The 22721-nt window shown below is 69.0% G+C and carries 21 protein-coding genes; 19 read left to right on the plus strand and 2 right to left on the minus strand.

The annotated features are described in order from the left end of the window. The first annotated feature begins 14 nt into the window (after nt 1–14). The 3 genes from phoU to phoR are packed head-to-tail and all read left to right on the plus strand — an operon-like array spanning nt 15 to nt 2834. Nucleotides 15–719, plus strand: coding sequence for a phosphate signaling complex protein PhoU (gene phoU, locus HWX31_RS06490; protein WP_059614386.1), 705 nt, complete (start codon nt 15–17; stop codon nt 717–719). A gap of 34 nt (nt 720–753) precedes the next feature. After that, nucleotides 754–1455, plus strand: coding sequence for a phosphate regulon transcriptional regulator PhoB (phoB, locus tag HWX31_RS06495; protein ID WP_010092659.1), 702 nt, complete (start codon nt 754–756; stop codon nt 1453–1455). A gap of 59 nt (nt 1456–1514) precedes the next feature. Continuing rightward, nucleotides 1515–2834, plus strand: coding sequence for a phosphate regulon sensor histidine kinase PhoR (gene phoR / locus HWX31_RS06500; RefSeq protein ID WP_059614384.1), 1320 nt, complete (start codon nt 1515–1517; stop codon nt 2832–2834). Nucleotides 2835–2909: 75 nt separating this feature from the next. On the opposite strand, the gene ppk1 is transcribed toward phoR, so the two are convergent. Continuing rightward, on the minus strand, nt 2910–4973 hold the full coding sequence (ppk1, locus tag HWX31_RS06505; RefSeq protein ID WP_174965320.1) for a polyphosphate kinase 1: 2064 nt from the start codon (nt 4971–4973) through the stop codon (nt 2910–2912). A gap of 272 nt (nt 4974–5245) precedes the next feature. Here ppk1 and ppx point away from each other — a divergent pair, with 272 nt between their 5' ends. Then, the gene (gene ppx, locus HWX31_RS06510; protein ID WP_059616256.1) at nt 5246–6763 is read left to right on the plus strand and encodes an exopolyphosphatase; all 1518 of its coding nucleotides are present in this window, start codon (nt 5246–5248) and stop codon (nt 6761–6763) included. A gap of 39 nt (nt 6764–6802) precedes the next feature. On the opposite strand, the gene HWX31_RS06515 is transcribed toward ppx, so the two are convergent. After that, nucleotides 6803–7234 carry a hypothetical protein gene (locus tag HWX31_RS06515; protein WP_059614380.1) on the minus strand — a complete coding sequence of 144 codons (432 nt, stop codon included), beginning with the start codon at nt 7232–7234 and terminating at the stop codon, nt 6803–6805. A 726-nt stretch (nt 7235–7960) separates the two neighbouring features. On the opposite strand from HWX31_RS06515, the gene HWX31_RS06520 reads away from it, so the two are divergent. Genes HWX31_RS06520 through HWX31_RS06590 form a run of 15 tightly spaced genes read left to right on the plus strand, consistent with a single transcriptional unit; the run spans nt 7961 to nt 22712 of the window. Then, entirely contained in the window at nt 7961–8659 is a 699-nt protein-coding gene (locus tag HWX31_RS06520) for a beta-ketoacyl synthase chain length factor (RefSeq protein WP_174965319.1), read from the plus strand. Beyond that, complete coding sequence (locus HWX31_RS06525; RefSeq protein WP_174965318.1) at nt 8643–9437, plus strand: lysophospholipid acyltransferase family protein; 795 nt, start codon at nt 8643–8645, stop codon at nt 9435–9437. The genes HWX31_RS06520 and HWX31_RS06525 overlap by 17 nt, the downstream gene beginning before the upstream one ends. Next, entirely contained in the window at nt 9412–9711 is a 300-nt protein-coding gene (locus tag HWX31_RS06530; protein WP_174965317.1) for a phosphopantetheine-binding protein, read from the plus strand. The genes HWX31_RS06525 and HWX31_RS06530 overlap by 26 nt, the downstream gene beginning before the upstream one ends. A 3-nt stretch (nt 9712–9714) precedes the next feature. Beyond that, nucleotides 9715–9966, plus strand: a complete 252-nt coding sequence (locus HWX31_RS06535) for an acyl carrier protein (RefSeq protein ID WP_010092650.1) — start codon at nt 9715–9717, stop codon at nt 9964–9966. Next, entirely contained in the window at nt 9966–10598 is a 633-nt protein-coding gene (locus tag HWX31_RS06540) for a COG4648 family protein (RefSeq protein WP_174965316.1), read from the plus strand. Before HWX31_RS06535 ends, HWX31_RS06540 begins: the two co-directional genes overlap by 1 nt. Then, on the plus strand, nt 10595–12292 hold the full coding sequence (locus tag HWX31_RS06545) for an ApeI family dehydratase (protein WP_174965315.1): 1698 nt from the start codon (nt 10595–10597) through the stop codon (nt 12290–12292). The genes HWX31_RS06540 and HWX31_RS06545 overlap by 4 nt, the downstream gene beginning before the upstream one ends. Next, nucleotides 12292–13998, plus strand: coding sequence for a glycosyltransferase family 2 protein (locus HWX31_RS06550; protein WP_174965339.1), 1707 nt, complete (start codon nt 12292–12294; stop codon nt 13996–13998). Before HWX31_RS06545 ends, HWX31_RS06550 begins: the two co-directional genes overlap by 1 nt. Continuing rightward, nucleotides 13985–15574 (plus strand): HAL/PAL/TAL family ammonia-lyase, encoded by a 1590-nt coding sequence (locus HWX31_RS06555; RefSeq protein ID WP_415493110.1) that lies wholly within the window; start codon nt 13985–13987, stop codon nt 15572–15574. Before HWX31_RS06550 ends, HWX31_RS06555 begins: the two co-directional genes overlap by 14 nt. Beyond that, on the plus strand, nt 15571–15999 hold the full coding sequence (locus HWX31_RS06560) for an acyl-CoA thioesterase (RefSeq protein ID WP_174965314.1): 429 nt from the start codon (nt 15571–15573) through the stop codon (nt 15997–15999). The genes HWX31_RS06555 and HWX31_RS06560 overlap by 4 nt, the downstream gene beginning before the upstream one ends. 35 nt (nt 16000–16034) lie before the next feature. Further along, nucleotides 16035–16673, plus strand: coding sequence for an outer membrane lipoprotein carrier protein LolA (locus tag HWX31_RS06565; RefSeq protein ID WP_415493115.1), 639 nt, complete (start codon nt 16035–16037; stop codon nt 16671–16673). After that, nucleotides 16673–19078 (plus strand): MMPL family transporter, encoded by a 2406-nt coding sequence (locus HWX31_RS06570; RefSeq protein WP_174964005.1) that lies wholly within the window; start codon nt 16673–16675, stop codon nt 19076–19078. Before HWX31_RS06565 ends, HWX31_RS06570 begins: the two co-directional genes overlap by 1 nt. Further along, nucleotides 19075–20256 (plus strand): beta-ketoacyl-[acyl-carrier-protein] synthase family protein, encoded by a 1182-nt coding sequence (locus HWX31_RS06575; RefSeq protein WP_174964004.1) that lies wholly within the window; start codon nt 19075–19077, stop codon nt 20254–20256. Before HWX31_RS06570 ends, HWX31_RS06575 begins: the two co-directional genes overlap by 4 nt. 1 nt (nt 20257) lies before the next feature. Next, a complete protein-coding gene (locus tag HWX31_RS06580) occupies nt 20258–20761 on the plus strand; it encodes a hotdog family protein (RefSeq protein WP_059730029.1) in 504 nt (167 codons plus the stop codon). Continuing rightward, the gene (locus HWX31_RS06585; RefSeq protein WP_059614358.1) at nt 20758–21483 is read left to right on the plus strand and encodes a 3-ketoacyl-ACP reductase FabG2; all 726 of its coding nucleotides are present in this window, start codon (nt 20758–20760) and stop codon (nt 21481–21483) included. The genes HWX31_RS06580 and HWX31_RS06585 overlap by 4 nt, the downstream gene beginning before the upstream one ends. Further along, on the plus strand, nt 21483–22712 hold the full coding sequence (locus HWX31_RS06590; protein ID WP_174964003.1) for a beta-ketoacyl-ACP synthase: 1230 nt from the start codon (nt 21483–21485) through the stop codon (nt 22710–22712). Before HWX31_RS06585 ends, HWX31_RS06590 begins: the two co-directional genes overlap by 1 nt. Nucleotides 22713–22721: the final 9 nt, after the last annotated feature.

Genomic DNA, 22721 nt, shown 5'->3' on the forward strand with positions numbered 1-22721 from the left:
GGAGAACAACAGCCATGTCGGATAAACATTTGTCGAGCCAGTTCGACGCCGATCTCAATGCCGTGTCGTCGAAGGTGCTGGAGATGGGCGGGCTCGTCGAGGCGCAGATCACGGGCGCGATGCAGGCGCTGAACGAATTCGACCGCGCTGCGGCCGAGAAGGTGATCGCGAACGAAGAGATCCTGAACACGATGGAAGTCGAGATCGACCAGGAGTGCGGCAACATCATCGCGCGCCGCCAGCCGGCCGCGCGCGACCTGCGCCTCCTGATGTCGATCTCGAAGACGATCACGAACCTCGAGCGCGCCGGCGACGAGGCGGAGAAGATCGCGAAACGCGTGCGCCGCCTGATCGACGAACCGGCCGCGCGCGCGGTCAACATCGCCGAGATCAAGGTGTCCGGCGAGATGGCCGTGACGATCCTGCGCCGCGCGCTCGACGCGTTCGCGCGGCTCGACACGGTCGCCGCCGCGCAGATCGTCAAGGACGACAAGGAGATCGACCAGGAATTCCGCGCGTTCGTGCGCAAGCTCGTGTCGTACATGCAGGAAGACCCGCGCACGATCTCGGTCGGCCTCGAATACCTGTTCATCGCGAAGGCGATCGAACGGATCGGCGACCACGCGAAGAACCTCGCCGAATTCATCATCTACATCGTGAAGGGCACCGACGTGCGGCACCAGCCGCGCGACACGCTCGATCGCGAAGCCAACAGCTAACACGTCAAGGTACAAGGCGAACAACGAGGTGCCGATGCCCAGCAACATTCTCGTCATCGAAGACGAACCCGCGATATCCGAGCTGATCTCGGTGAATCTCCAGCATGCCGGACACTGCCCGATCCGCGCGTACAACGCGGAGCAGGCGGCCAACCTGATCAGCGACGTGCTGCCCGATCTCGTGCTGCTCGACTGGATGCTGCCGGGCAAGTCCGGCATCGCGTTCGCGCGCGACCTGCGCAACAACGAGCGGACCAAGCACATCCCGATCATCATGCTGACCGCGCGCGGCGACGAGCAGGACAAGGTGCTCGGCCTCGAGATCGGCGCGGACGACTACGTGACGAAGCCGTTCTCGCCGAAGGAGCTGATGGCGCGCATCAAGGCGGTGCTGCGCCGCCGCGCGCCGCAGCTGACCGAGGACGTCGTGTCGATCAACGGGCTGCGCCTCGACCCGGCCACGCACCGGGTGGCCGCGCACGCGGACGGCAGCGAGATCAAGCTCGATCTCGGCCCGACCGAGTTCCGCCTGCTGCACTTCTTCATGACCCACCCGGAGCGCGTGCACAGCCGCACGCAGCTGCTCGACCAGGTGTGGGGCGACCACGTGTTCGTCGAGGAACGCACCGTCGACGTGCACATCAAGCGATTGCGCGCGGCCCTCAAGCCGGCGGGTTGCGATGCGATGATCGAAACGGTCCGCGGCAGCGGCTACCGGCTCGCGAAGCACGCGTGATGCAGATGGGCGGCGCATCGTGCGCCGCGCAGGCACTTCAACTTTTCGGACGCTGAATCATGAACATCATCTGGGCGCGCTTTCTGGTGTCGCTCGTGTTGCTCGTGCTGATCAGCGCACTGGTCGGCTTCATCGCCGGCCCGACGGCCGGACTCGTGTTCGCGGCCGTGATGCTGGCCGCACAGGGGTTTTTCAGCACGTTTCATACGCAGCGCCTGTGGCGGCTGCTCGACGCGCCGGTATACGGCGAAGTGCCGAGCGCGCCCGGCATCTGGGGCGAGATCTACTACCGGCTGCACAAGCTCGCGAAGCAGTGGCATGCGCAGGTGCGGCAGGTCGAGCAGCAGCATTCTCGCTTCATCCAGGCAATCCAGGCGTCGCCGAACGGCGTCGCGATGCTCGACGAGCACGACACGATCGAATGGTGCAACGCGATCGCCGAAGTGCATTTCGGCCTCGATGCGAAGCGCGACCTGCGCCAGCACGTCACGAATCTCGTCCGGCATCCGGATTTCGTCCGCTACCTGAATTCGCAGCATTACGAGGAGATGCTCGTGATGCACGGGATGGGCGACGCGCGGCAGAACGTGCTCGCGGTGCAGGTGTTCCCGTACGGCGAGAACCGCAAGCTGCTGCTGACGCAGGACATCACCGAGCTCGAGCGCACCGACGCGATGCGGCGCGACTTCGTCGCGAACGTGTCGCACGAGCTGAAGACGCCGCTCACCGTGCTGTCGGGCTTCCTCGAGACGATGCGCGAACTGCCGCTGAACGAGGAAGACCGTGCACGCTACCTCGACCTGATGGAGCAGCAGGCGTCGCGGATGCGGCACATCGTCACCGACCTGCTGGTGCTCGCGAAGCTCGAAGGCGAAGGCAAGCCGGCCGCCGACCGTGCGATCGACATGCGCTCCGTGTTCGACCATCTGAAGGAAGACGCGCAGTCGCTGTCGAACGGGCATCACGACATCTCGTTCACGCTAGACGACACGCTGGCGGTCGCCGGTGCGCAGACGGAGATCTTCAGCGCGTTCGCGAACCTCGTGATCAACGCGATCCGCTATACGCCGGAGGGCGGCAAGATCGTCGTGTCGTGGCGGCGCGAAGGCGCGCAGGCAGTGTTCTCGGTGACCGACAGCGGGTTCGGCATACCGGCGGCCGACCTGCCGCGGCTGACCGAGCGCTTCTACCGCGTCGACCGCAGCCGGTCGCGCGACACGGGCGGCACCGGCCTCGGGCTCGCGATCGTCAAGCACGTGCTGCAGCGGCACGACGCGCACCTGTACATCCAGAGCGAGGAAGGGCGCGGCAGCACGTTTACCGCGCGCTTTCCGGCGCTGCGAACCGTTACCGTGAGGCCGGCGGCGTTCGAGGCCTGATCCGGCGGAGATGAAAAAAACCGCAGCCTGTTGCCGGGCTGCGGTTTTTTTTCGTACGCGCGCCGCGCGTTATCGCTACGGGCAGAACTTCGCGAGCAGGCCGAGCTGCGCGTTGCGTATCGTCTTGCCCGCGCGGCGGCGGCGATAGTGGCCGTCGCTTTGCATCAGCCATGCCGACTGGTTGTCGCCGAGAAACACCGACAGGCCCTCCGCGATCACGCGGCGCTTGAGCTTGCGCTCGCGAATCGGGAACGCGACCTCGACGCGGCGGAACAGGTTGCGGTCCATCCAGTCCGCGCTCGACAGGTACACGTCTTCCGCGCCGTTCGCGTGGAAATAGTAGATGCGGTGATGCTCGAGGAAGCGGCCGACGATCGAGCGCACCGTGATGTTGTCCGACAGCCCCGGCACGCCCGGCTTCAGCGCGCAGACGCCGCGCACGATCAGGTCGACCTTCACCCCCGCCTGCGACGCTTCGTACAGCGCTGCGATCACCGACGGCTCGAGCAGCGCGTTCATCTTCGCGACGATGCGCGCGCGCTTGCCGGCGCGCGCATTCTCGGTTTCGGCGCGGATGCCGTCGATGATGCGCGGATGCAGCGTGAACGGCGACTGCCACAGCTCGTGCAGCGTCAGCTCGCCGCCGATGCCGGTCAGCTGCTGGAACACGTGATGCACGTCCTCGCAGATCTTCTGGTCGGCCGTCATCAGCCCGAAATCGGAATAGAGGCGCGCGGTGCGCGGATGGTAGTTGCCGGTGCCGAGGTGCACGTAGCGGCGCAGCGACGCCTTGCCGCCCTGCACGACGCGCCGCACGATCAGCATCATCTTCGCGTGGCACTTGTGCCCGACGACGCCGTACACGACATGCGCGCCGACGGCTTCGAGCTGCGACGCCCAGTTGATGTTGGTTTCCTCGTCGAAGCGCGCGAGCAGCTCGACGACGACGGTCACTTCCTTGCCGTTGCGCGCGGCTTCCATCAGCGCGTCCATCAGCGGCGAGTCGGTGCCGGTGCGGTAGATCGTCTGCTTGATCGCGACGACGCTCGGATCCTGCGCCGCCTGCTGCAGCAGTTCGAGCACGGGCTGGAAGCTCTCGTAAGGGTGATGCAGCAGGATGTCGCCGTCGTCGATCGCGTCGAACATCGTCGGCGCATTCGCGATTCGCGACGGGATCGACGCGGTGAACGGCGCGAATTTCAGGTCCGGCCGGTCGACGAGATCGGGGATCTGCATCAGCCGCACGAGGTTCACCGAGCCGATCACCCGATAGCAATCCTTCTCGCTGAGCCCGCCTTCCTCGAGCAGGCGCCGCACGATGTGCGGCGGCGTGTCGGCGGACACCTCGAGGCGCACCGCGTTGCCGAGGTGGCGCGCGGGCAGTTCGCCCTGCAGCGCGACGCGCAGGTTCGTGATTTCGTCTTCGTCGACGAATAGTTCGCTGTTGCGCGTGATGCGGAACTGGTTGCAGCTCTTCACGACGAGCTGCGGGAACAGCTCGCCGACGAAGCGCTGCATGAACGAGCTCAGCAGCACGAAGCCGTGCTCGAACCCGGACAGCGGCTGCGGCATGCGCACGACGCGCGGCAGCGCGCGCGGCGCCTGCACGATGCCGAGCACGGCCTGGCGGCCGAACGCGTCACGGCCCTCGAGCTCGACGACGAAGTTCAGGCTCTTGTTCAGCACGCGCGGAAACGGGTGGGCGGGATCGAGGCCGATCGGCGTCAGCACCGGCAGCAGCTCGTCGAAGAAGTAGCGCCGCGCCCACTCGGTCTGCTCGTCGTTCCACGTGTCGCTGCTGTGGAAGTAGATGCCTTCCTGTTCGAGCGCCGGCAGCACCGTTTCGTGGAGCATCGTGTACTGCCGGTGCACGAGCCGCTGCGCGCGCTCGACGACGAGGTCGTAAGCGTGTTGCAGCGACATGCCGTCGGGCGTGAGCGCGCCGGGATTGTCGCGGATCTGCTCCTGCAGGCCGGCCATCCGCACTTCGAAGAATTCGTCCAGGTTGCTGCTCGTGATGCAGACGAAGCGCAGGCGCTCCAGCAGCGGAACATGCGGGTCGGCCGCCTGTGCGAGCACGCGCTCGTTGAATCCCAGGATGCCGAGTTCACGATTGAGAAGCGGGTAGCGGACGGACATCGGCGGAGTAGGGGGCTGATCGGGCAACGACTCGAAAGGACGCTCGGAAACTCTCACGGTGCGATGACGTGCTGATGACACGGGTCGTTAGGTATCGGCAAATTCTACGCCGGAAACCTTTCGTCTCATAAATGTTTCGCCTATATACAATGCTGCGGGGGCATGCCCGGCGAACGTGACACCGGCGCGCGTTCCACGCTTAAAATGTCGCCTTTGAATCATTGCATCGCGGCGGCGGTTGCCGCCGGCGCATGCGCACGGAGCCCCTTCTGATGGTTACGACCCCCCACTTGCTGGCTGCCGTGGATCTCGGCTCGAACAGCTTCCGGCTGATCGTCGGGCGCATCGAGGAGACGCCGGCAGGCAGCCAGATCTATCCTGTCGACGCGCTGCGCGAGCCGGTGCGGCTGGCCGCGGGCCTGTCGAGCGACAAGATGCTCGATCGCGCGTCGCAGGAGCGTGGCTGGGAGGCGCTCAAGCGATTCGGCGAACGGCTGCGCGATTTCCATCCGGATCACGTACGCGCGGTGGCGACCAACACGCTGCGCGTCGCGAAGAACGCGGGCGAATTTCTCGTCGAGGCCGAAGCGGCGCTCGGCTTCCCGATCGAGGTGATCGCGGGCCGCGAAGAGGCGCGCCTGATCTATGCGGGCGCCGCGCATTCGGTGCCGGCGAGCGCCGGCAAGCGGCTCGTCGTCGACATCGGCGGCGGCTCGACCGAATTCATCATCGGCTCGCACTACACGCCGCTCGTGATGGAAAGCCTGTACATCGGCTGCGTGAGCCACAGCCGCGCGTTCTTCCCGGCCGGCAACGTCGACGAATACACGATGCGGCAGGCCGAGCTCGCCGCGAAGCGCGAGATCCAGATCATCTCGGGCGAGTACAAGAAGGCGGGGTGGGACCAGGCGATCGGCTCGTCGGGCACCGCGCGCGCGCTCGCGGAGCTCGTCGAGGCGAACGGCTTCAACGATCCCGGCGTGTCGCACGGGATTTCGCGCGGCGGGCTGGAGCGCCTGAAGCGCGCGCTGATCAAGTCCGAGAACGTCAACCGGCTGAAGCTCGTCGCGCTGAAGCCCGACCGCGTGCCGGTGCTCGCGGGCGGGCTGGCGATCATGCTCGCGGTGTTCGAGGAGCTCGGCGTCGACTACGTCGACACGACCGACGGCGCGCTGCGCCTCGGCGTGCTGTACGACCTGCTCGGCCGCGCGCAGCACGAGGACATGCGCGCGGTGACCGTCGAGGGCTTCACGCGCCGCTACGGTGTCGATCGCGCACAGGCCGAGCGGATCGCCGCGCTGGCGGTGCGCTTGTACGACCAGCTCGAGGACGAGCCGGACGACGAGCGCCGCGAGGAAAGCCGGATGTTCCTCGGCTGGGCGGCGGCGCTGCACGAGATCGGCCTGTCGATTTCGCACAGCGCGTATCACAAGCATTCCGCGTACATCGCGAGCAACGCGGACATGCCGGGTTTCTCGCGCACCGACCAGGCGCGGCTCGCCGCGCTCGTGCTCGGCCATGCGGGCAAGCTCGGCAAGCTGTCGCAGACGCGCGAGGTCGAATGGCCGCTGCTGTTCTGCCTGCGGCTGGCCGCGCTGCTGTGCCGGCGCCGCACGGATGCGGGGCTGCCGGACATTTCGGTCACGCAGATGAAGAAGGGCGGCTACGAAGTGCGCCTGCCGGGCGCGTGGGTCGAGCAGAATCCGCTGACCGACTACAGCCTCAGCCAGGAGGCGGCGGAATGGGAGAAGGTCGGCATCCCGTATCGCGTGGTGTACACGGGCGCGTGACGCGGGCGGCGCGGCCCGGGGCGGCTGCGCCGGGTGCGTTCAGTCCGACGCGCAGACGATTGCCGTCAGGAACGGGAACGCCTGCTTGACGGTCGCGTCGCTGCCCGCCTTGCGCACGGCCGCCTCGACCGAGCTCTTCATGCCCTTGACCACGACCCCGTACGCCCATTCGCCGATCGGCGTGCCGCTGCCCTGGCGGAAGATCGGGTCGTTCGCCTGGTAGCCGAGCACGACGTAGACGCCGAAGCCGTAGGCGGTCAGCTCGTGCTCGGTGTGGAACGCGTTGACCGAATTCGACTCGACGTGCATCGGCTCCCGCTCGATATCGCCGGCGGCGAGTAGCGGCGCGACGAACTTGTGGCCGTTGGAATGACAGTCGAGCGCGTCGTCGAGCGATTTGGCGGACGCGATGCCCGGTGCCGCCAGCGTCAGCAGCGCGCAGAAGAGGGTGGTCTGAAGGAGGTATTTCATGCGATTGGGTCGGTTGTTGCCGGCTATTATCGCGTGATCCCGCGCATGGCGTGGCCAGGTTCCCGGTGCGGACCGGGCGGGAGGCCGTGAGTGGCGGTCGCATGCAGCGAAGGGATGCGAGATCCGTTTTCCTTGCAATCCTTTCGCTTTCGGAATAATTCCAATTTGCTTACGATTCTGTCGAGTCGGAGATAATCCGAGTGGCCGATTCATGCCGTCGATCCGTCAGGGTTGCATCCGGCATGGCCTTACCGATTTTCATCAGACAATTTAAATCACGAAGAATGGCCTTGACGGCGGGAATCCCGCGCACTGAAATTTGAATCGCTCCTCACTTCAGAAATACGCGGACCTGCCGTAAAAGCGTTAAGGCAGTTTGGCACATCAGGCGTGCGGCGCGATTCGAATTTGATAAATCGCTTTAACAATTCGCCGTGAATTGGATGCCGATCGTTGTTTTTTCGGGGGAATTCTGCTAAAGTCCTCGCCGCGCGGAGGCCGGCGTATTAGGTATGCGAAGTAAATAATCCTGATAAATCGGTTGTCGATATCAACCCGGTATTTTCGGTGGCCCGGTTCCCATTGACGGGGGCGGACAGGAGCATCGGGATAACGGTCGACTTCATCCTGCCCGACGTGCCCGCGACGAAGCGCCGTGCGCTTTCCTGAGCGGGGCGATCGTTACAAGAAACACCTTCCGAGAAACAAGCCTCAACGAGAACAACAATGGCCGATTTGCATTGGACCATGCCAATCGCCAGATGGACGTCGATTTCGACCGCGGGGGTGCCGGGTGTCGAATTTATCGATCCGATGGTGCGCCGCCGATTGAGCCGCTTGTCCCGGCTCGCGTTGCAATCCGCTCACGATTGCACGGGTGAACATCGCGCATTGCGCGTCGTGTTCGCGTCGCGTCACGGCGAATTGGCGCGCACGACGGGCATTCTCGAAGACATCCAGGCCGCCGAGCCGGTTTCCCCGACCGCCTTCAGTCTTTCGGTCCTCAACGCCGTCACGGGCGTGTTCGGCATCGCGCGCGGCGACCGGTCCGCCGCCAGCGCGATCGCGGCCGGACCGGAGACGCTCGGCTACGCGTTGCTCGAAGCGTTCGCGCAATACGAAACCGACGCGTCGTCGCCGGTGCTGCTCGTCTACGCGCACGAACCGGCCGATCCCGTCTATGGCGTTGTCGACGACGATCCCGAAAGCGAAGCGCTCGCGATCCTGCTCGATCGAGGTTCGGCGCGCGGCCATTTGACCTGCGACGTGACGGCGCGTGCCGAGAGCGCCGGCGGGCAGGGCGCCGACGCCACGCAAAGCGCGGCGGTCCGGCGCTGCTTGTCCGGGCAGAGCGGGCAAGCGAGCGCGACGTGGCAGCACGGCGACTCGGTCTGGCGATGGAGCTGGCATGCGCACGCGGCTTGACTACGGCTGGCGGCTGTTCGCGACCGGCGCGTGCCTCGGCTTCTTCGCGCTGTGCGGCTCCGCGTTCTCGCTGCTGGCGATCGTCGCGGGCACGCTCTGGCCGCACCGGCGCTCGCGGCAACGAGGCGTGACGCTCGTCATCCATCATTTCTTCCGCATGCTGGTCGCCGTGCTGCAGCGCATCGGCGTGATGACGCTCGAGGTGTCCGGCTCGGCGCGATTGCGCGACGGCGGGCCGTCGATCGTCGTCGCCAACCACCCGACCTGGCTCGACGTGATGGTATTGCTGTCACTGACGCCGAAGGCCTGCTGCGTGGTCAAGCGCGGCCATTGGGGTAACCCGTGTTTTTGGGGCATCGTGCGCGCGGCCGAGTACGTGAGCAATGCCGATGCGGTCGAACTGGTCGATGCCGGCGCGCGGCAACTGGCGGCCGGCTACACGATGATCATTTTTCCCGAAGGCACGCGCAGCCCGGGCGCCAATCGCCTGCATGCATTTTCGCGCGGCTTCGCGCACATGGCGCTTCAATCGCGCAGCCGCATCCAGCCGGTCCTGATCGATTGCGATCCGCCGGTATTCACGAAGGAGCTGCGCTGGTATCACGTGCCGTCGCGGGCGTTCCGCATGCGGATCACGGTGCTCGAGCCGATCGACATGGACCGGCTGATTCCCGAGGACAAGTCGCCGTCGATCGCGGCGCGCAACATCGCGCACGCGGTGGAAACGCATATCACCCAACACCTGTTCCAGCATGGATACTTTAAAACTGCACATTAAGCAGCTGCTGATCGAGATGCTCGATCTCAACGACATGACGGTCGACGACATCGACGACGACGCACCGCTGTTTTCGACGGACGGCGTCGGGCTCGACTCGGTCGATGCGCTCGAAGTCGGCATCATGCTGCGCAAGAAATTCCAACTGACGATCGCCGCGAACGACGAGCGCACCAAAGCGCATTTCCGCTCGATCAATACGCTGGCCGCCTTCATCGCGAGCCAGCAGGCGCATCAGCAATCGAACCACGCCGTTCCGGCAACCGGGGAGTGACACGTGACCGACGCAGAAATCCTTGAGCGCATCCGCGCGATCTTCAACGAGAATTTCGCGATCGAGCCGGAGCGCGTGACGCCCGACACGCATCTGTTCGAGGAACTCGATCTCGACAGCATCGACGCCGTCGACCTGGCCATCAAGCTGCAGGAGATGACCGGCCAGCGCATCAAGCCGGAAGAATTCAAGTCGGTGCGCACCGTCGGCGACGTGATCGCCGCGGTTCACGCGCTGCTCGCCCGCAAGCAATGATGCCGGCGGCGCGCATGCGTGCGACCGGCCCCGTGCTGCCGCGCTATGCCGGCGCCGTGGCGCGGGCGGCGCTGGCGATGGCTTATCCGCTCGCGATCCTGTGCGCGTGGCACGGGCTGGCGCCGCGCTACGTCGGCTGCCTGCTGCTCGCGCTGCTGTGGCTGCAGCGCACGGTCGGGAAGGGGCCGTTCGCCGCCGCGCTCAACCGGCTCGCGACGCTCGACTGGTGCGTCGCGGCGGCATTGACCGGCATGTCGGTCGCGATTGCTGTGACCGACAGCGCGCGGCTGCTGCATCTGTATCCGGCCTGCGTCAGCGCCGGCCTGCTGGCCGCGTTCGGCGCGACGCTGCGGCGCGGCCCGTCGATGATCGAGAAGTTCGCACGGCTGAGCCATCCCGATCCCGCGCCGGCCATCGTGCGCTATACGCGGCGCGTCACGCAGGTCTGGTGCGCGTTCTTCGTGCTGAACGGCGCGTTCTCCGTCTATACGGCGCTGTACTGGAGCCATGCCGCGTGGGCCCTCTACAACGGTGCGATCGCCTATGTGCTGATCGGCGCGCTGATCGCCGGCGAATGGGTCTGGCGCCGGCTGTTCGTGACGGGCCGGCAGGCCGGCGCGGGGGCCGCATGATCGCGCTGCACGACCTCCTGTGCGCCGATGCCGATGTCGACGCAGGCACGGTCGTCTGCCGCGACGGCGACGCGCGCATCACGCTGGCCGAGCTTCGCGCCCGCGCGGACGCGATCGCGCGCGTGGTCGAGTCCTCGGGCGCGCGCCGCGTCGCGATTTCGACCGACGATCCCTACGAATTCGCCTGTGCGCTGTTCGCCGTCGCGGCGACGGGACGCGAAGCGGTGATCCCGGCGAGCGCGGCGCCCGGTTATCTCCGCGATCTCGCGCATGCGTACGACATGCTGCTCGACGACGACGCACTTGCGGCATGCGCGCCCGGCCGCGCGGAGCATGGCGTGCCGGTTCCGTCGCGCGCGATCGACGCGGACGCCGCCATCACGCTGTACACGTCGGGCAGCAGCGGCCACGCGAAGGCGCTGCGCAAGTCGCTCGCCCAGTTCGACGCGGAAGTGCGCACCCTGCAGCGGGAGTGGGCCGAGCGGGTCGGCACGGCGGTGACGCTGTCGAGCGTTCCGCATCATCACATCTACGGGCTGCTGTTCAGGATCATGTGGCCGCTGGCGGCGGGCCGCGCGTTCGACCGCGCGCTGTCGCTCGACCCGCAGCAGCTGCAGCGGCGGCTGGCCGCGTACGGCGACGGCATCGTGGTGTCGACGCCGTCGCATTTGATGCGCTGGCCCGCGCTGCCGGGATTCCCGATGCCGGGCATTGCGCCGCGCGTGTTCTTTTCGTCGGGCGGCCCGTTGCCGGCCGATGCGGCGTCGGTGTACGCAGCGGCGTTCGGCGCCGCGCCGCTCGAGATCTTCGGCAGCACGGAGACGGGCGGCATCGCATGGCGGCGCCAGGACCGCTCGCAGGCATGGCAGCCGATGCCGGGCATCGACGTGCGCTGCGACGACGACGGCGCATTGTGCGTTCGCTCCGCGCATCTCGGCCACGACCGCTGGCACCGCACCGACGACGCGGCGCGCTTCGACGCGCATGGCCGCTTCGAGCTGACGGGCCGCCGCGATCGCGTGGTCAAGCTCGACGGCAAGCGCGTTTCGCTGCCCGAGCTCGAGGCGCGCATCGTCCGGCACGACTTCGTCGAGCAGGCGGCCGCGACGGTCGTCGAGGGCGCGTCGCGCGCGCGCGTCGGCGTGGTCGCGGTATTGAGCGAAGCGGGGCGGCTCGCGTTGCGCGCGGACGGCCGCGTCGCGGTCGCCGCCGCGTTGCGCCATGCGCTCGGCGCGTACTTCGATGCCGCCGCGTTGCCGCGGCACTGGCGTTTCCGGCGCGCGATGCCGTTCGACGCGCGCGGCAAGCTGCCGGCCGCGGCGATCGCCGCCGCGTTCGCGCCGACGCCGGAGGGCTTCGAGCTGCTCGCCGAACGGCACGACGACGACGGATGGCACTACGAACTGCGCGTGCCCGTCACGCTCGCGCACTTCGACGGCCATTTTCCGGGCATGCCGATCCTGCCCGGCGTCGTGCAGATCGACTGGGCGGTGCGGCTCGCCCGCCGCGAGGTCGCGGCGCTGCGTACGGTTCGCTCGATCGATCATCTGAAATTCAAGGCTCCGGTGCCGCCGGGCGCGGTGCTCGCGCTGCGCATCGCGCACGATCAGGCGCGCGGCTGCGTGAAGTTCGTGTTCCGGCGCGGCGAGCGCGATTGCACGTCCGGCACGATCGTGTACGGAGCGAGCGCGTGATGATCGACGTCTGCATCGTCATTCCGATCTACAACCATCGCGACGCGATCGGCGGGACGCTCGCGCGGCTCGCCGTGCACGGGCTGCCGATCATCGTGGTCGACGACGGCAGCGACGCCGCGACGCAGCACACGCTCGCCGCACTCGCCGCGCAATACGCGGGATGCACGACGCTGTTGCGCCTGCCCGTCAACGGCGGCAAGGGGGCGGCGGTGATGGCCGGGCTGCGCGCGGCGCGCGCGCAAGGCCATACGCATGCGATCCAGATCGACGCGGACGGCCAGCACGATGCCGCCGACGTGCCGGCGTTCGTCGCCGCCGCGCAGGACGCGCCGGACGCGGTGATCCTCGGCCGTCCGCGCTTCGACCACAGCGTGCCGAAGGCGCGCTTGTACGGCCGCTACCTGACGCACGTCTGGGTCTGGATCGAGACGCTGTCGCTCGACATTCCCGATGCGATGTGCGGGTTCCGGCTCTATCCGCTCGACGCCGTGTGCCGGCTGATCGATGCGGTGTCGATGCCGACCCGCATGGACTTCGACAGCGAGATCCTGGTGCGCCTTCACTGGCGCGGCTTCGCGTTCCGCACGATTCCGACGCGGGTCGTCTATCCGGCCGACGGCGTGTCGCATTTCGACGTGCTGTGGGACAACGTGCGCATCAGCGCGAGCCATACGCGGCTGGTGGCCGGGATGCTGGTGCGCGCGCCGTGGCTGCTCGCGCGCCGGTGCGTGCGGCCGGGCGTTGCCGCCGGCGGCCGCGCACGATCATGGTGGCGCACGCCGGAACGCGGCAGTCGCGCCGGCATGGCGTTGCTGGCATGGAGCTGCCGCTGGTTCGGCACGCGCTTCACGTCGCTCTGGCTGTACCCGATCGTCGGCTATTTCGCGTTGACGAACCGCGCGGCGCGCGCCGCGTCGCACGCCTATTTCGCGCGTCTGCGCGACGCGTGCCCGGCCGTGGCGGCGCCGAAGCCGGGCTGGCGCACCGCGTATCGGCACATGCTCGCGTTCGCGCAATCGGGATTCGACAAGTTCGTCGCGTGGTCCGGCCGGCTCGATCGCCTCGCGGTGCGGTTCGACGATGCGGCGGCGTTCGACGCGCTCGCGGCGAGCGGACGCGGCGCGCTCGTGATCGGCGCGCATCTCGGCAACCTGGAGATGACGCGCGCGCTGGCGCTGCGCGACGCGCATGCGAAAGTAACCGCGATCGTCTACACGAGCCACGCGAAGCGCTTCAACAGCGTGCTCGCGCAGGCGAACGCGGCGTTCGGCGAGCAGCTCGTCGAGGTGGCGGATTTCGGTCCCGACACCGCGATGATGATGCAGGCGCGCATCGACGCGGGCGAACTGCTCGTGATCGTCGGCGACCGCGTGCCGCCGCACGACGCGGGCAAGACCGTCGACGCCCGCTTTCTCGATGCGCACGCGCCGTTCGCGCAGGGGCCGTACATCCTCGCGCACGCGCTCGGCTGCCCGGTCTACCTGTTCTTCTGCCTGAAGGAAGGGCGCGAATACCGTCTGTACTTCGAACCGTTCGCCGACCGCATCGAGCTGCCGCGCCGCGAGCGGGCCGCGCAGGTCGCCGTCTGGGCGCAGCGCTATGCGGCGCGGCTCGAGCACTATTGCCGCAAGGCGCCGTATCAATGGTTCAACTTCTTCGATTTCTGGGCGCGGCCCGATGGAGGGCCGCGTGGCCGAGCATGACGTGGTGAATGGTGTGATCGAGGTGGCCCGGCGCGAAACGGTCCGGGCGGCCGTCGTGATCGGCGGCCGGCACCTGACGATCGAGGACGTGATCGCGATCGCACGCGACGGCGCGAGCGTCGCGCTCAATGCGGACCCCGCGTGGCAGGCGCGCATCGAGCGCGGCGCGGCATGGCTGCGCGACCATCTCGCGAACGGCGGGACCGTCTACGGCGTGACGACCGGGTACGGCGACGCGTGCGTCGTCGACGTGCCCGCGGCGCTCGTCGACGCGCTGCCGCTGCAGCTGACGCGCTATCACGGCTGCGGGATGGGCGCGTGGTTCGATGCGCAGCAGACGCTCGCGATCGTCGCCGCGCGGCTCAATTCGCTTGCCTACGGTTACTCCGGCGTGCGCCTGATGCTGCTCGAGCGCCTTGCCGACCTGGTGAATCACCGGATCCTGCCGCGCATTCCGTCGGAAGGGTCGGTCGGCGCGAGCGGCGACCTGACGCCGCTGTCGTACGTCGCCGCCGCGCTGGCCGGCGAACGCACGGTGATCCACGACGGCGGCGAGTGCGACGCGCGGGCCGTGTGGCGCTCGCTCGGCCGCGAGCCGCTGACGCTCGCGCCGAAGGAAGGGCTCGCGCTGATGAACGGCACCGCCGTGATGACGGGCCTCGCGTGTCTCGCGTTCGCGCGGGCCGACTACCTGACGCGGATCGCCGCGCGCCTCACCGCGCTGACGACCGTCGCGCTCGACGGGCGCGCGGCCCATTTCGACGCGCTGCTGTTCGACGCGAAGCCGCACGTCGGGCAGGCCGAGGCCGCCGCGTGGATTCGCGCGGATCTCGCGGGCCGCGACGAATCGCCCGCCCGCCGGCTGCAGGATCGCTACTCGGTGCGCTGCGCGCCGCACGTGATCGGCGTCGTGCGCGACGCGCTGAGCTGGGTGCGCCGCGACGTCGAGAACGAGCTCAACAGCGCGAACGACAATCCGCTGGTCGACCCGGACGACGGCCGCGTGCTGCACGGCGGCAACTTCTACGGCGGGCACATCGCGTTCGCGATGGATGCGCTGAAGACCGCGGTCGCGAATCTCGCCGACCTGATGGACCGCCAGCTCGCGCTGCTCGTCGACGACAAGTTCAGCAACGGCCTGCCGCGCAACCTGACGGGCGCGGCGCCGGATCGCGCGCCGATCAACCACGGCTTCAAGGCCGTGCAGATCTCCGCGTCAGCGTGGACCGCGGAAGCGCTCAAGCACACGATGCCGGCGAGCGTGTTCTCGCGCTCGACCGAGTCGCACAACCAGGACAAGGTCAGCATGGGCACGATCGCCGCGCGCGACTGCCTGCGCGTGCTGGAGCTGACCGAGCAGGTCGCGGCCGCTCACGTGCTCGCGACCGTCCAGGCGGTGCGCCTGCGGATGCGGGAGAACGCCGGCACGCATCTGTCGGCGCCGCTGCGCGCGTTCGTCGACGACGTGAGCCGGCACTCGCCGCTCGTCGTCGAAGACCGGCCGCTCGAAGCCGAGCTGCGCGCGCTGACCGCGCGGCTCGCCGCGTGCGACGCGATCGGCGGGGAGGGCGCATGAGCGCGCCGCGTCCCCCGTTGACGGCGACGGCCGCCGTCGAAGTGCCGTTCCACGACGTCGACGCGATGAACGTCTGCTGGCACGGCCATTACCTGAAGTATTTCGAAGCCGGACGCGCGGCGCTGCTGCGCGCGATCGACTACGACTATCCGGCGATGCAGGCATCCGGCTATCTGTGGCCGGTCGTCGAAGCGCATCTGAAGTACGTGCGGCCCGCGGTCTACGGCCAGCGCGTCGATGTGCGCGCGACGCTGCTCGAATTCGAGAACCGGCTGAAGATCGGTTACGAAATCGTCGACGCGCAGTCGGGCGAGCGCCTGACGAGGGGGTATACGGTGCAGCTCGCGATCGACGGCAAGACGCACGAAACGCAGTTCGTGTCGCCGGCGGCGCTGATCGAACGGGTGGAGGCGCGATGGAAATGAGCGCGCGACTTCGCGGCCTGTGCGCCGCGGCCGGGATGGTGGTCGCCTGCGCGGCCGCCGCGCAGGCCGGCGCACCGGCGCCGGCGCCGGCACCCGCGTCGGCCGCCACGCAGCGCGCGGCGAACGCGGCGCTCGTGGCCGACATTGCCGCGCGGCTGAACCGGGTCGGCGCCATTCGCGCCGACTTCACGCAGACCCAGACGCTCGCGGCGATGAAGCAGCCGCTCGTCAGCACGGGATCGATGCTGTTCGACCGCGCGTCCGGCGTCGTATGGCGGATCGATACGCCGTACAAGGCGACCTACGTGATCACCGACGGCGGCATGCGCGAGGTGGGCGCGGACGGACGGCTCGTCGCGGCGGGCGGGAGCGGCCGCGGCGTCGCCCAGGTGTCGCGAATGATGCGCGACATGCTCGGCGGCGACCTGTCGGCGCTCTATGCGCAGTTCGACGTCGACGCGACCGGCACGCGCGAGCGCTGGCGGATGACGCTGCGGCCGAACCAGCCGCAGCTCGCGCAGGCGATCCGTGTGCTGGAGATGAGCGGCGGCGCGTATCTGGGCATGCTCAGCATGACGTTCGCGAACGGCAACGTGACGAAACTCGAATTCGCGCGCGCGACGCCGGTGGACGCGCCGGCGCCGGCCGAGCGCGCGTGGCTCGGAGCGCGCTGATGAGCGCGACGCGCGACGCGATCGACGTGCCGGCCGGGCGCGCCCGGCGGCTGGCGCTGCGCGCCGCGTGGCTGCTGGTCGCGCTCGTCGCCGGGCTCTATTGCCTGTGGCGCTTCACCGGAGCGTCGCCGCTGCAGACGAACCTGCTGGCGCTGTTGCCCGCGACCGAGGCGAATCCGGTCGCCGAGCAGGCGGTCGAGCGATTGTCGGCGGCGCTCGGCGAGCGCACCGTCTATCTCGTGACGGATCGCGACGCGGCGCGCGCGAAGGCCGCCGCGAAGCAGTTCGGCGCGCTGCTCGCGAACAGCGGCGCGTTTCGCTCGGTCACGGTCGAGGTGCCGCCGTTCGATCCGTCGCAGATCGCGGCGACCTACCTGCCGGCCCGCTTCGGCTTGCTGACGGATGCCGACCGCGCGTCGCTCGGGCGCGGCGACGCCGCGCTCGCCGATGCGTTGACGCGACGGCTCTACAGCCCGCCCGTCGACGGCCTGCCGACCGCCGTGTCGGACGATCCGTTCGGCTGGCTCCAGCACTGGCTGGCGGACCTGCCGCTGGCGACCTCCCGCCTCGCGCTGGAGGACGGCATGCTGGTCTCGCATCGCGACGGCGCGACGAGCGTGCTCGTGATGACGTCGCTCGCCGGCTCGGCCTACGAATCCAAGATCCAGCAGGCCGTGCGCGGCGCGACGGCCGCGTCGGAACGGTCGCTCGCCGCCGCGTATCCGGACGTGCGGATCGCCCGTACCGGGGCCGTGTTCTATGCGCAGGCCGCGCGCGCGAGCGCGGAGCGCGACGTGCACGTGATCGGCGCGGTGTCGCTGGGCGGCATCGCGCTGCTGCTGCTGAGCGTGTTCCGCACGCCGCGCCTGCTGGTGCTCGCGTTCGCGTCGACCGCGTTCGGCATCGTCTGCGCGCTCGCGGCCACGCTTGCCGTGTTCGGCAAGCTGCATCTGCTGACGCTGGTGTTCGGCGTGAGCCTGATCGGCGAGGCGGTCGATTACTCGATCCAGTACTTCGTCGTGTACCTGTCGTCGGGCGGGCAATGGGATGCGCGGCGCGGCGCGGCCGCCGTGCGGCCGGCGCTGGCCGTCGCGCTGGCGACGAGCCTGCTCGGCTACGCAATCCTGACGTGGGTGCCGTTCCCGGCGCTCAAGCAGATCGCGTGCTTCGCGATCGTCGGCATCGCGGCGGCGTTCGCGGCGGTGACGGGCTTCCTGCCGCTGATGCTGACCCGGCCGCCGAAGCGCACGCCGTCACGCGTGTTCGCGTGCGCCGCGCGTGCGCTCGAGCGCTGGCAGGCGGCGCTGTCGGGCCGGCGCGCGCTGGCAGCGGCGTTGGGCGTCGCGCTGGTCGCGGCGCCCGGCTGGTTCTTGCTGACGAGCGACGACGACATTCATCTGCTCGCCCAGCGCGATCCGGACCTCGCGCGCCAGGAGCGCGAGATCCGCGATGCGGTCGGGCTGGCGAACACCGCGCAGTTCTTCGTGATCCAGGGCAGCACGCCCGAGGACGTGCTCGAACGCTCCGAAGCGTTGGTGACGGCGCTGGATGCGCAACGCGTCGGCCGCGTGCAGTCGCTCGCGACGTTCGTGCCGTCGGCGAAGCGGCAGGCGCAGAACCGCGCGGCGCTGGCCGCGCGCGTGTTCGCCGAGCCGGTGGCGCTGCGCGCGACGCTCGAGCGCGCGGGATTCCGCGACGACGTCGCGCAGGCGTGGGTCGACGCGTTCGCGCGCGATGCGCACGCGACGCTCGACGTCGAGCGCTGGCTGGCCGCGCGCTGGTCGGCGCCGTTCCGGCATCTGTGGCTCGGCGGCGTCGGCGCGGGCGCGCCGGAATATGCGGCGCTGGCGATTCCCGAGCGGGTCGACGCGGCGGATGCCGCGGCGCTCGACGCACTCGCGCACCGGCTGCTCGGCGTCACATACGTCGACAAGGCGGCGGGCGTGTCGAAGCTGTTCGGCGCGTACCGCGTCGACAGCGGCTGGTGGCTGGGCGGCGCGCTCGTCGTGGTCGCCGCGCTGCTGATGTGGCGCTACGGCGTGCGCGGCGGGATCGCGACGACGCTGCCGATCGTGCTCGCGATCGGCCTGACGCTGGCGGTATTCGGTTATCTGCGCATCCCGCTCACATTGTTCAACTGGCTTGCGCTGATGCTCGTGCTCGGCGTCGGCGCGAACTATGCGGTCTTCCTGCGCGAAGGCTGCATCCGGGAAGCCGCGAACCTGGGCGCGGTGTGGACCGGCGTGCTGCTCTCCGCCGCGACGACGCTGCTGTCGTTCGGCATGCTCGGCGCGAGCGCGATGCCCGCGTTGCGCGGCTTCGGCACGACCCTCGCGATGGGGATCGTGTTCTCGGTGCTGTTCGCGCCGCTCGCCATGCCCTCCCCGAAGGAAACCACCGCATGAAACACGCGCACGTCTATCTGCATGCGCTCGGCATGGTCAATGCGCTCGGCGGCACCGTCGACGCGGTCGACCGCGCATTGCGCGCCGGCGTTTCGCCCGGCATGGGGCCGTGCGCGGAAGCGCCCGGCGGCGCGTGGGCCGGGCGCGTCGGCGCGCCGCTCGACGTCGCGCCGCCCGAGCCGCTCGCGCACTTCGATTGCCGCAACAACCGGCTGCTGCTCGCCGCGCTCGCGCAGATCGCGCCGGCCGTCGACGCGGCGGTGGCGCGCTACGGCCCGCGCCGCGTCGGCGTCGTGATCGGCACGAGCACCTCCGGCATCAGCGCGGCGGAAGAGGCGTTCGCGCAGCGCGCCGTATCGGGTGCGATGCCGCCGGCGTTCGATTACCGGCAGATGGAAATCGGCACGGCGGCGCCGTTCGTGCGCGCGGCGCTCGGCGTCGCCGGGCCGGCGTACACGTTGTCGACCGCATGCACGTCGAGCGCGAAGGCGTTCGCGGCCGCGCGCCGGCTGCTGCGCCTGCGCCTGTGCGACGCGGTCGTCGTCGGCGGCGCGGATTCGCTGTGCGCGCTGACGATGCAGGGCTTCGCGTCGCTGGAGTCGGTCAGCCCCGCGCGCACGAACCCGATGAGCGCCAATCGCTGCGGGATCAACATCGGCGAAGGCGCGGCCGTGTTCGTGATGAGCCGCGACGACGGCGAGATCCGGCTGGCCGGCGTCGGCGAATCGAGCGATGCGCATCACATCTCCGCGCCGGACCCGGAGGGGCGCGGCGCCGAGGATGCGCTGCGGCAAGCGCTCGCGGATGCGGGCGTGAGTCCGCCGGCGCTCGGTTACGTGAACCTGCACGCGACGGCGACGCGCCTGAACGACGAGATGGAAGCGCGCGTGATGGCGCGCGTGTTTCCCGGCGGCGTGCCCGCGAGCGGCACGAAGCCGCTGACCGGACACACGCTCGGCGCGGCGGGCGCGACGGAACTGGCGTTCGCGTGGCTGACGCTTGCGCGCGGCACGCCGCTGCCGGTTCACGTGTGGGACGGCGTGCCGGACCCCGCGCTGCCGGCGCTGGATCTCGTGCAGGAAGAACGCCGGCTCGCCGGCCACACCGGAAGCCAGTACGTGATGAGCAATTCGTTCGCATTCGGCGGCAGCAATGCCAGCCTGATCCTGGGGCGCTGACATGCAGACCGGTTCGTTGATGGAAACCTTGCACGACGGCGCGGAGATCGCCGTGTGCGACGTGCGGGACGTGCTGCCGCATCGCGGCACGATGCTGTTGCTCGACACGATCGAGCGCTGTTCCGAAACCGCGATCGAGGTGAGTGCGACCGCGCGCCGCGACGCGTGGTACGCGGACGACGACGGCGCGATGCCCGCGTGGATCGGCATCGAGCTGATGGCGCAGGCGATCGCCGCGCACGTCGGGCTGCTGGCGCGGCACGCGGGCGGTCGCGCGAAGCCGGGCGTGCTGCTCGGCGCGAACCGCTACAGCGCGCATCGGGCCGGGTTCGATGCGGGGGCGACGCTGCGGATCGCGGCGCGCGAACTGCTGCGCGGCGACGAAGGGCATGGTGCATACGAATGCGCGATCCATGCCGACGGCCAATGCTGCGCGGAAGCGATCGTCAAGGTGTACCAGCCGGACGATTTTCAGTCTTTTATCGAAGGGAGCTTCAATTCATGACTCGGCGAGTTCTCGTGACCGGCGCGAGCCGCGGCATTGGCCGGGCCGTCGCGCTGCGACTGGCGGCGGACGGCTTCGCGGTGACGGTGCATTGCCGCAGCGGCCGCGACGCGGCGCAAGCCGTGGCCGACACCATCCGCGAACAGGGCGGCGCGGCCGATGTGCTGCAGTTCGACGTGCGCGACCGCGCGGCCTGCCGGCAACTGCTCGAGGCCGACGTGGCCGCGCACGGCGCGTACTACGGGATTGTCTGCAGCGCGGGCGTGACGCGCGACGGCGCGTTTCCGGCGCTGTCCGACGAGGACTGGGACGTCGTGATCGAGACCGGGCTCGACGGCTTCTACAACGTCGTCCATCCGCTGACGATGCCGATGGTGCGGTTGCGCAAGGGCGGCCGCATCGTGACGATCGCGTCGGTGTCCGGCGTGATGGGCAATCGCGGGCAGGTCAACTACAGCGCGGCGAAGGCCGGCCTGATCGGCGCGACGAAGGCGCTCGCGGTCGAGCTCGCGTCGCGCAACATCACGGTCAACTGCGTGGCGCCCGGTCTCGTCGATACCGGCATGCTCGACGACGTGCCGCTCGAGCATGCGTTGAAGACGGTGCCGATGGGGCGCGTCGGGCAACCCGACGAAGTCGCGTCGGTCGTCGGCTTCCTGATGTCGGACGGCGCGTCGTACGTCACCCGGCAGGTGATCGGCATCAACGGCGGGATGATCTGATGAAGCGGGTGGTCGTGACGGGAATGGGCGGCGTGACCGCGTTCGGCGACACGTGGCCGGAGATCGACGCGCGCCTGAAGGGCGCGGCCAACGCCGTGCAGCGCATCGCGGCGTGGGATTGCTACGAGTCGCTGCACACGCGGCTCGCGTGCCCGCTGCCGGGCTTCGTGCAGCCCGCGCATTATCCGCGCAAGAAGACGCGCTCGATGGGCCCGGTGTCGATGTATGCGGTGCGGGCGAGCGAGCTCGCGCTCGCCGACGCCGGTCTCGCGGACGATCCGTCGATCAAGGACGGCAGGATGGGCGTCGCATACGGGTCGTCGTCGGGCTCGGTCGAGCCGATCCGCGCGTTCGGCGCGATGCTCGAAACGGGTTCGATGCGCGACGTGACGTCGAACAGCTACGTGCAGATGATGCCGCACACGACGGCCGTCAACGTCAGCCTGTTCTGGGATCTGAAAGGCCGGATCGTGCCGACGTCGTCCGCGTGCGCGTCGGGCAGCCAGGCGATCGGCTACGCGTACGAGGCGATCGCGACCGGCAAGCAGACGCTGATGCTCGCGGGCGGCGCGGAGGAACTGTCGGGCCCGGCGGTCGCGGTGTTCGACACGCTGTACGCGACCAGCACGCGCAATGACGAGGCCGGGCTGACGCCGCGCCCGTTCGACGTCGATCGTGACGGGCTCGTGGTCGGCGAGGGGGCGGCTACGCTCGTGCTCGAGGAATACGAGCACGCGATCGCGCGCGGCGCGACGATCCATGCGGAGGTGGTCGGCTTCGGCTGCAATTCCGACGGCGCGCACATCACGCAGCCGACCGCCGAGACGATGGCGATCGCGATGCGGCTCGCGCTGCGCGACGCCGGGCTCGATCCGGCGGCGATCGCGTATGTGAACGCGCACGGCACGTCGACCGATCGCGGCGACATCGCCGAGAGTCATGCGACCGCGTCGGTGTTCGGCGAGCGCATGCCGATCAGCTCGCTGAAGAGCTACGTCGGCCACACGCTCGGCGCCTGCGGCGCGCTCGAGGCGTGGTGGACGATTGAGATGATGAAGCGCAACGCGTATGCGCCGACGCTGAACCTGGAGAACGTCGATCCCGCGTGCGCGGCGCTCGACTACATCGTCGGCGCGGCGCGCGAGATCGATGCCGAGTTCGTGATGAGCAACAACTTCGCGTTCGGCGGGATCAACACGTCGTTGATCTTCCGGCGCATCGCCGCGTGACGGCCGGCC

Origin of the sequence: Burkholderia ubonensis, assembly GCF_902833085.1 — a bacterium.
Taxonomy (GTDB): domain Bacteria; phylum Pseudomonadota; class Gammaproteobacteria; order Burkholderiales; family Burkholderiaceae; genus Burkholderia; species Burkholderia ubonensis.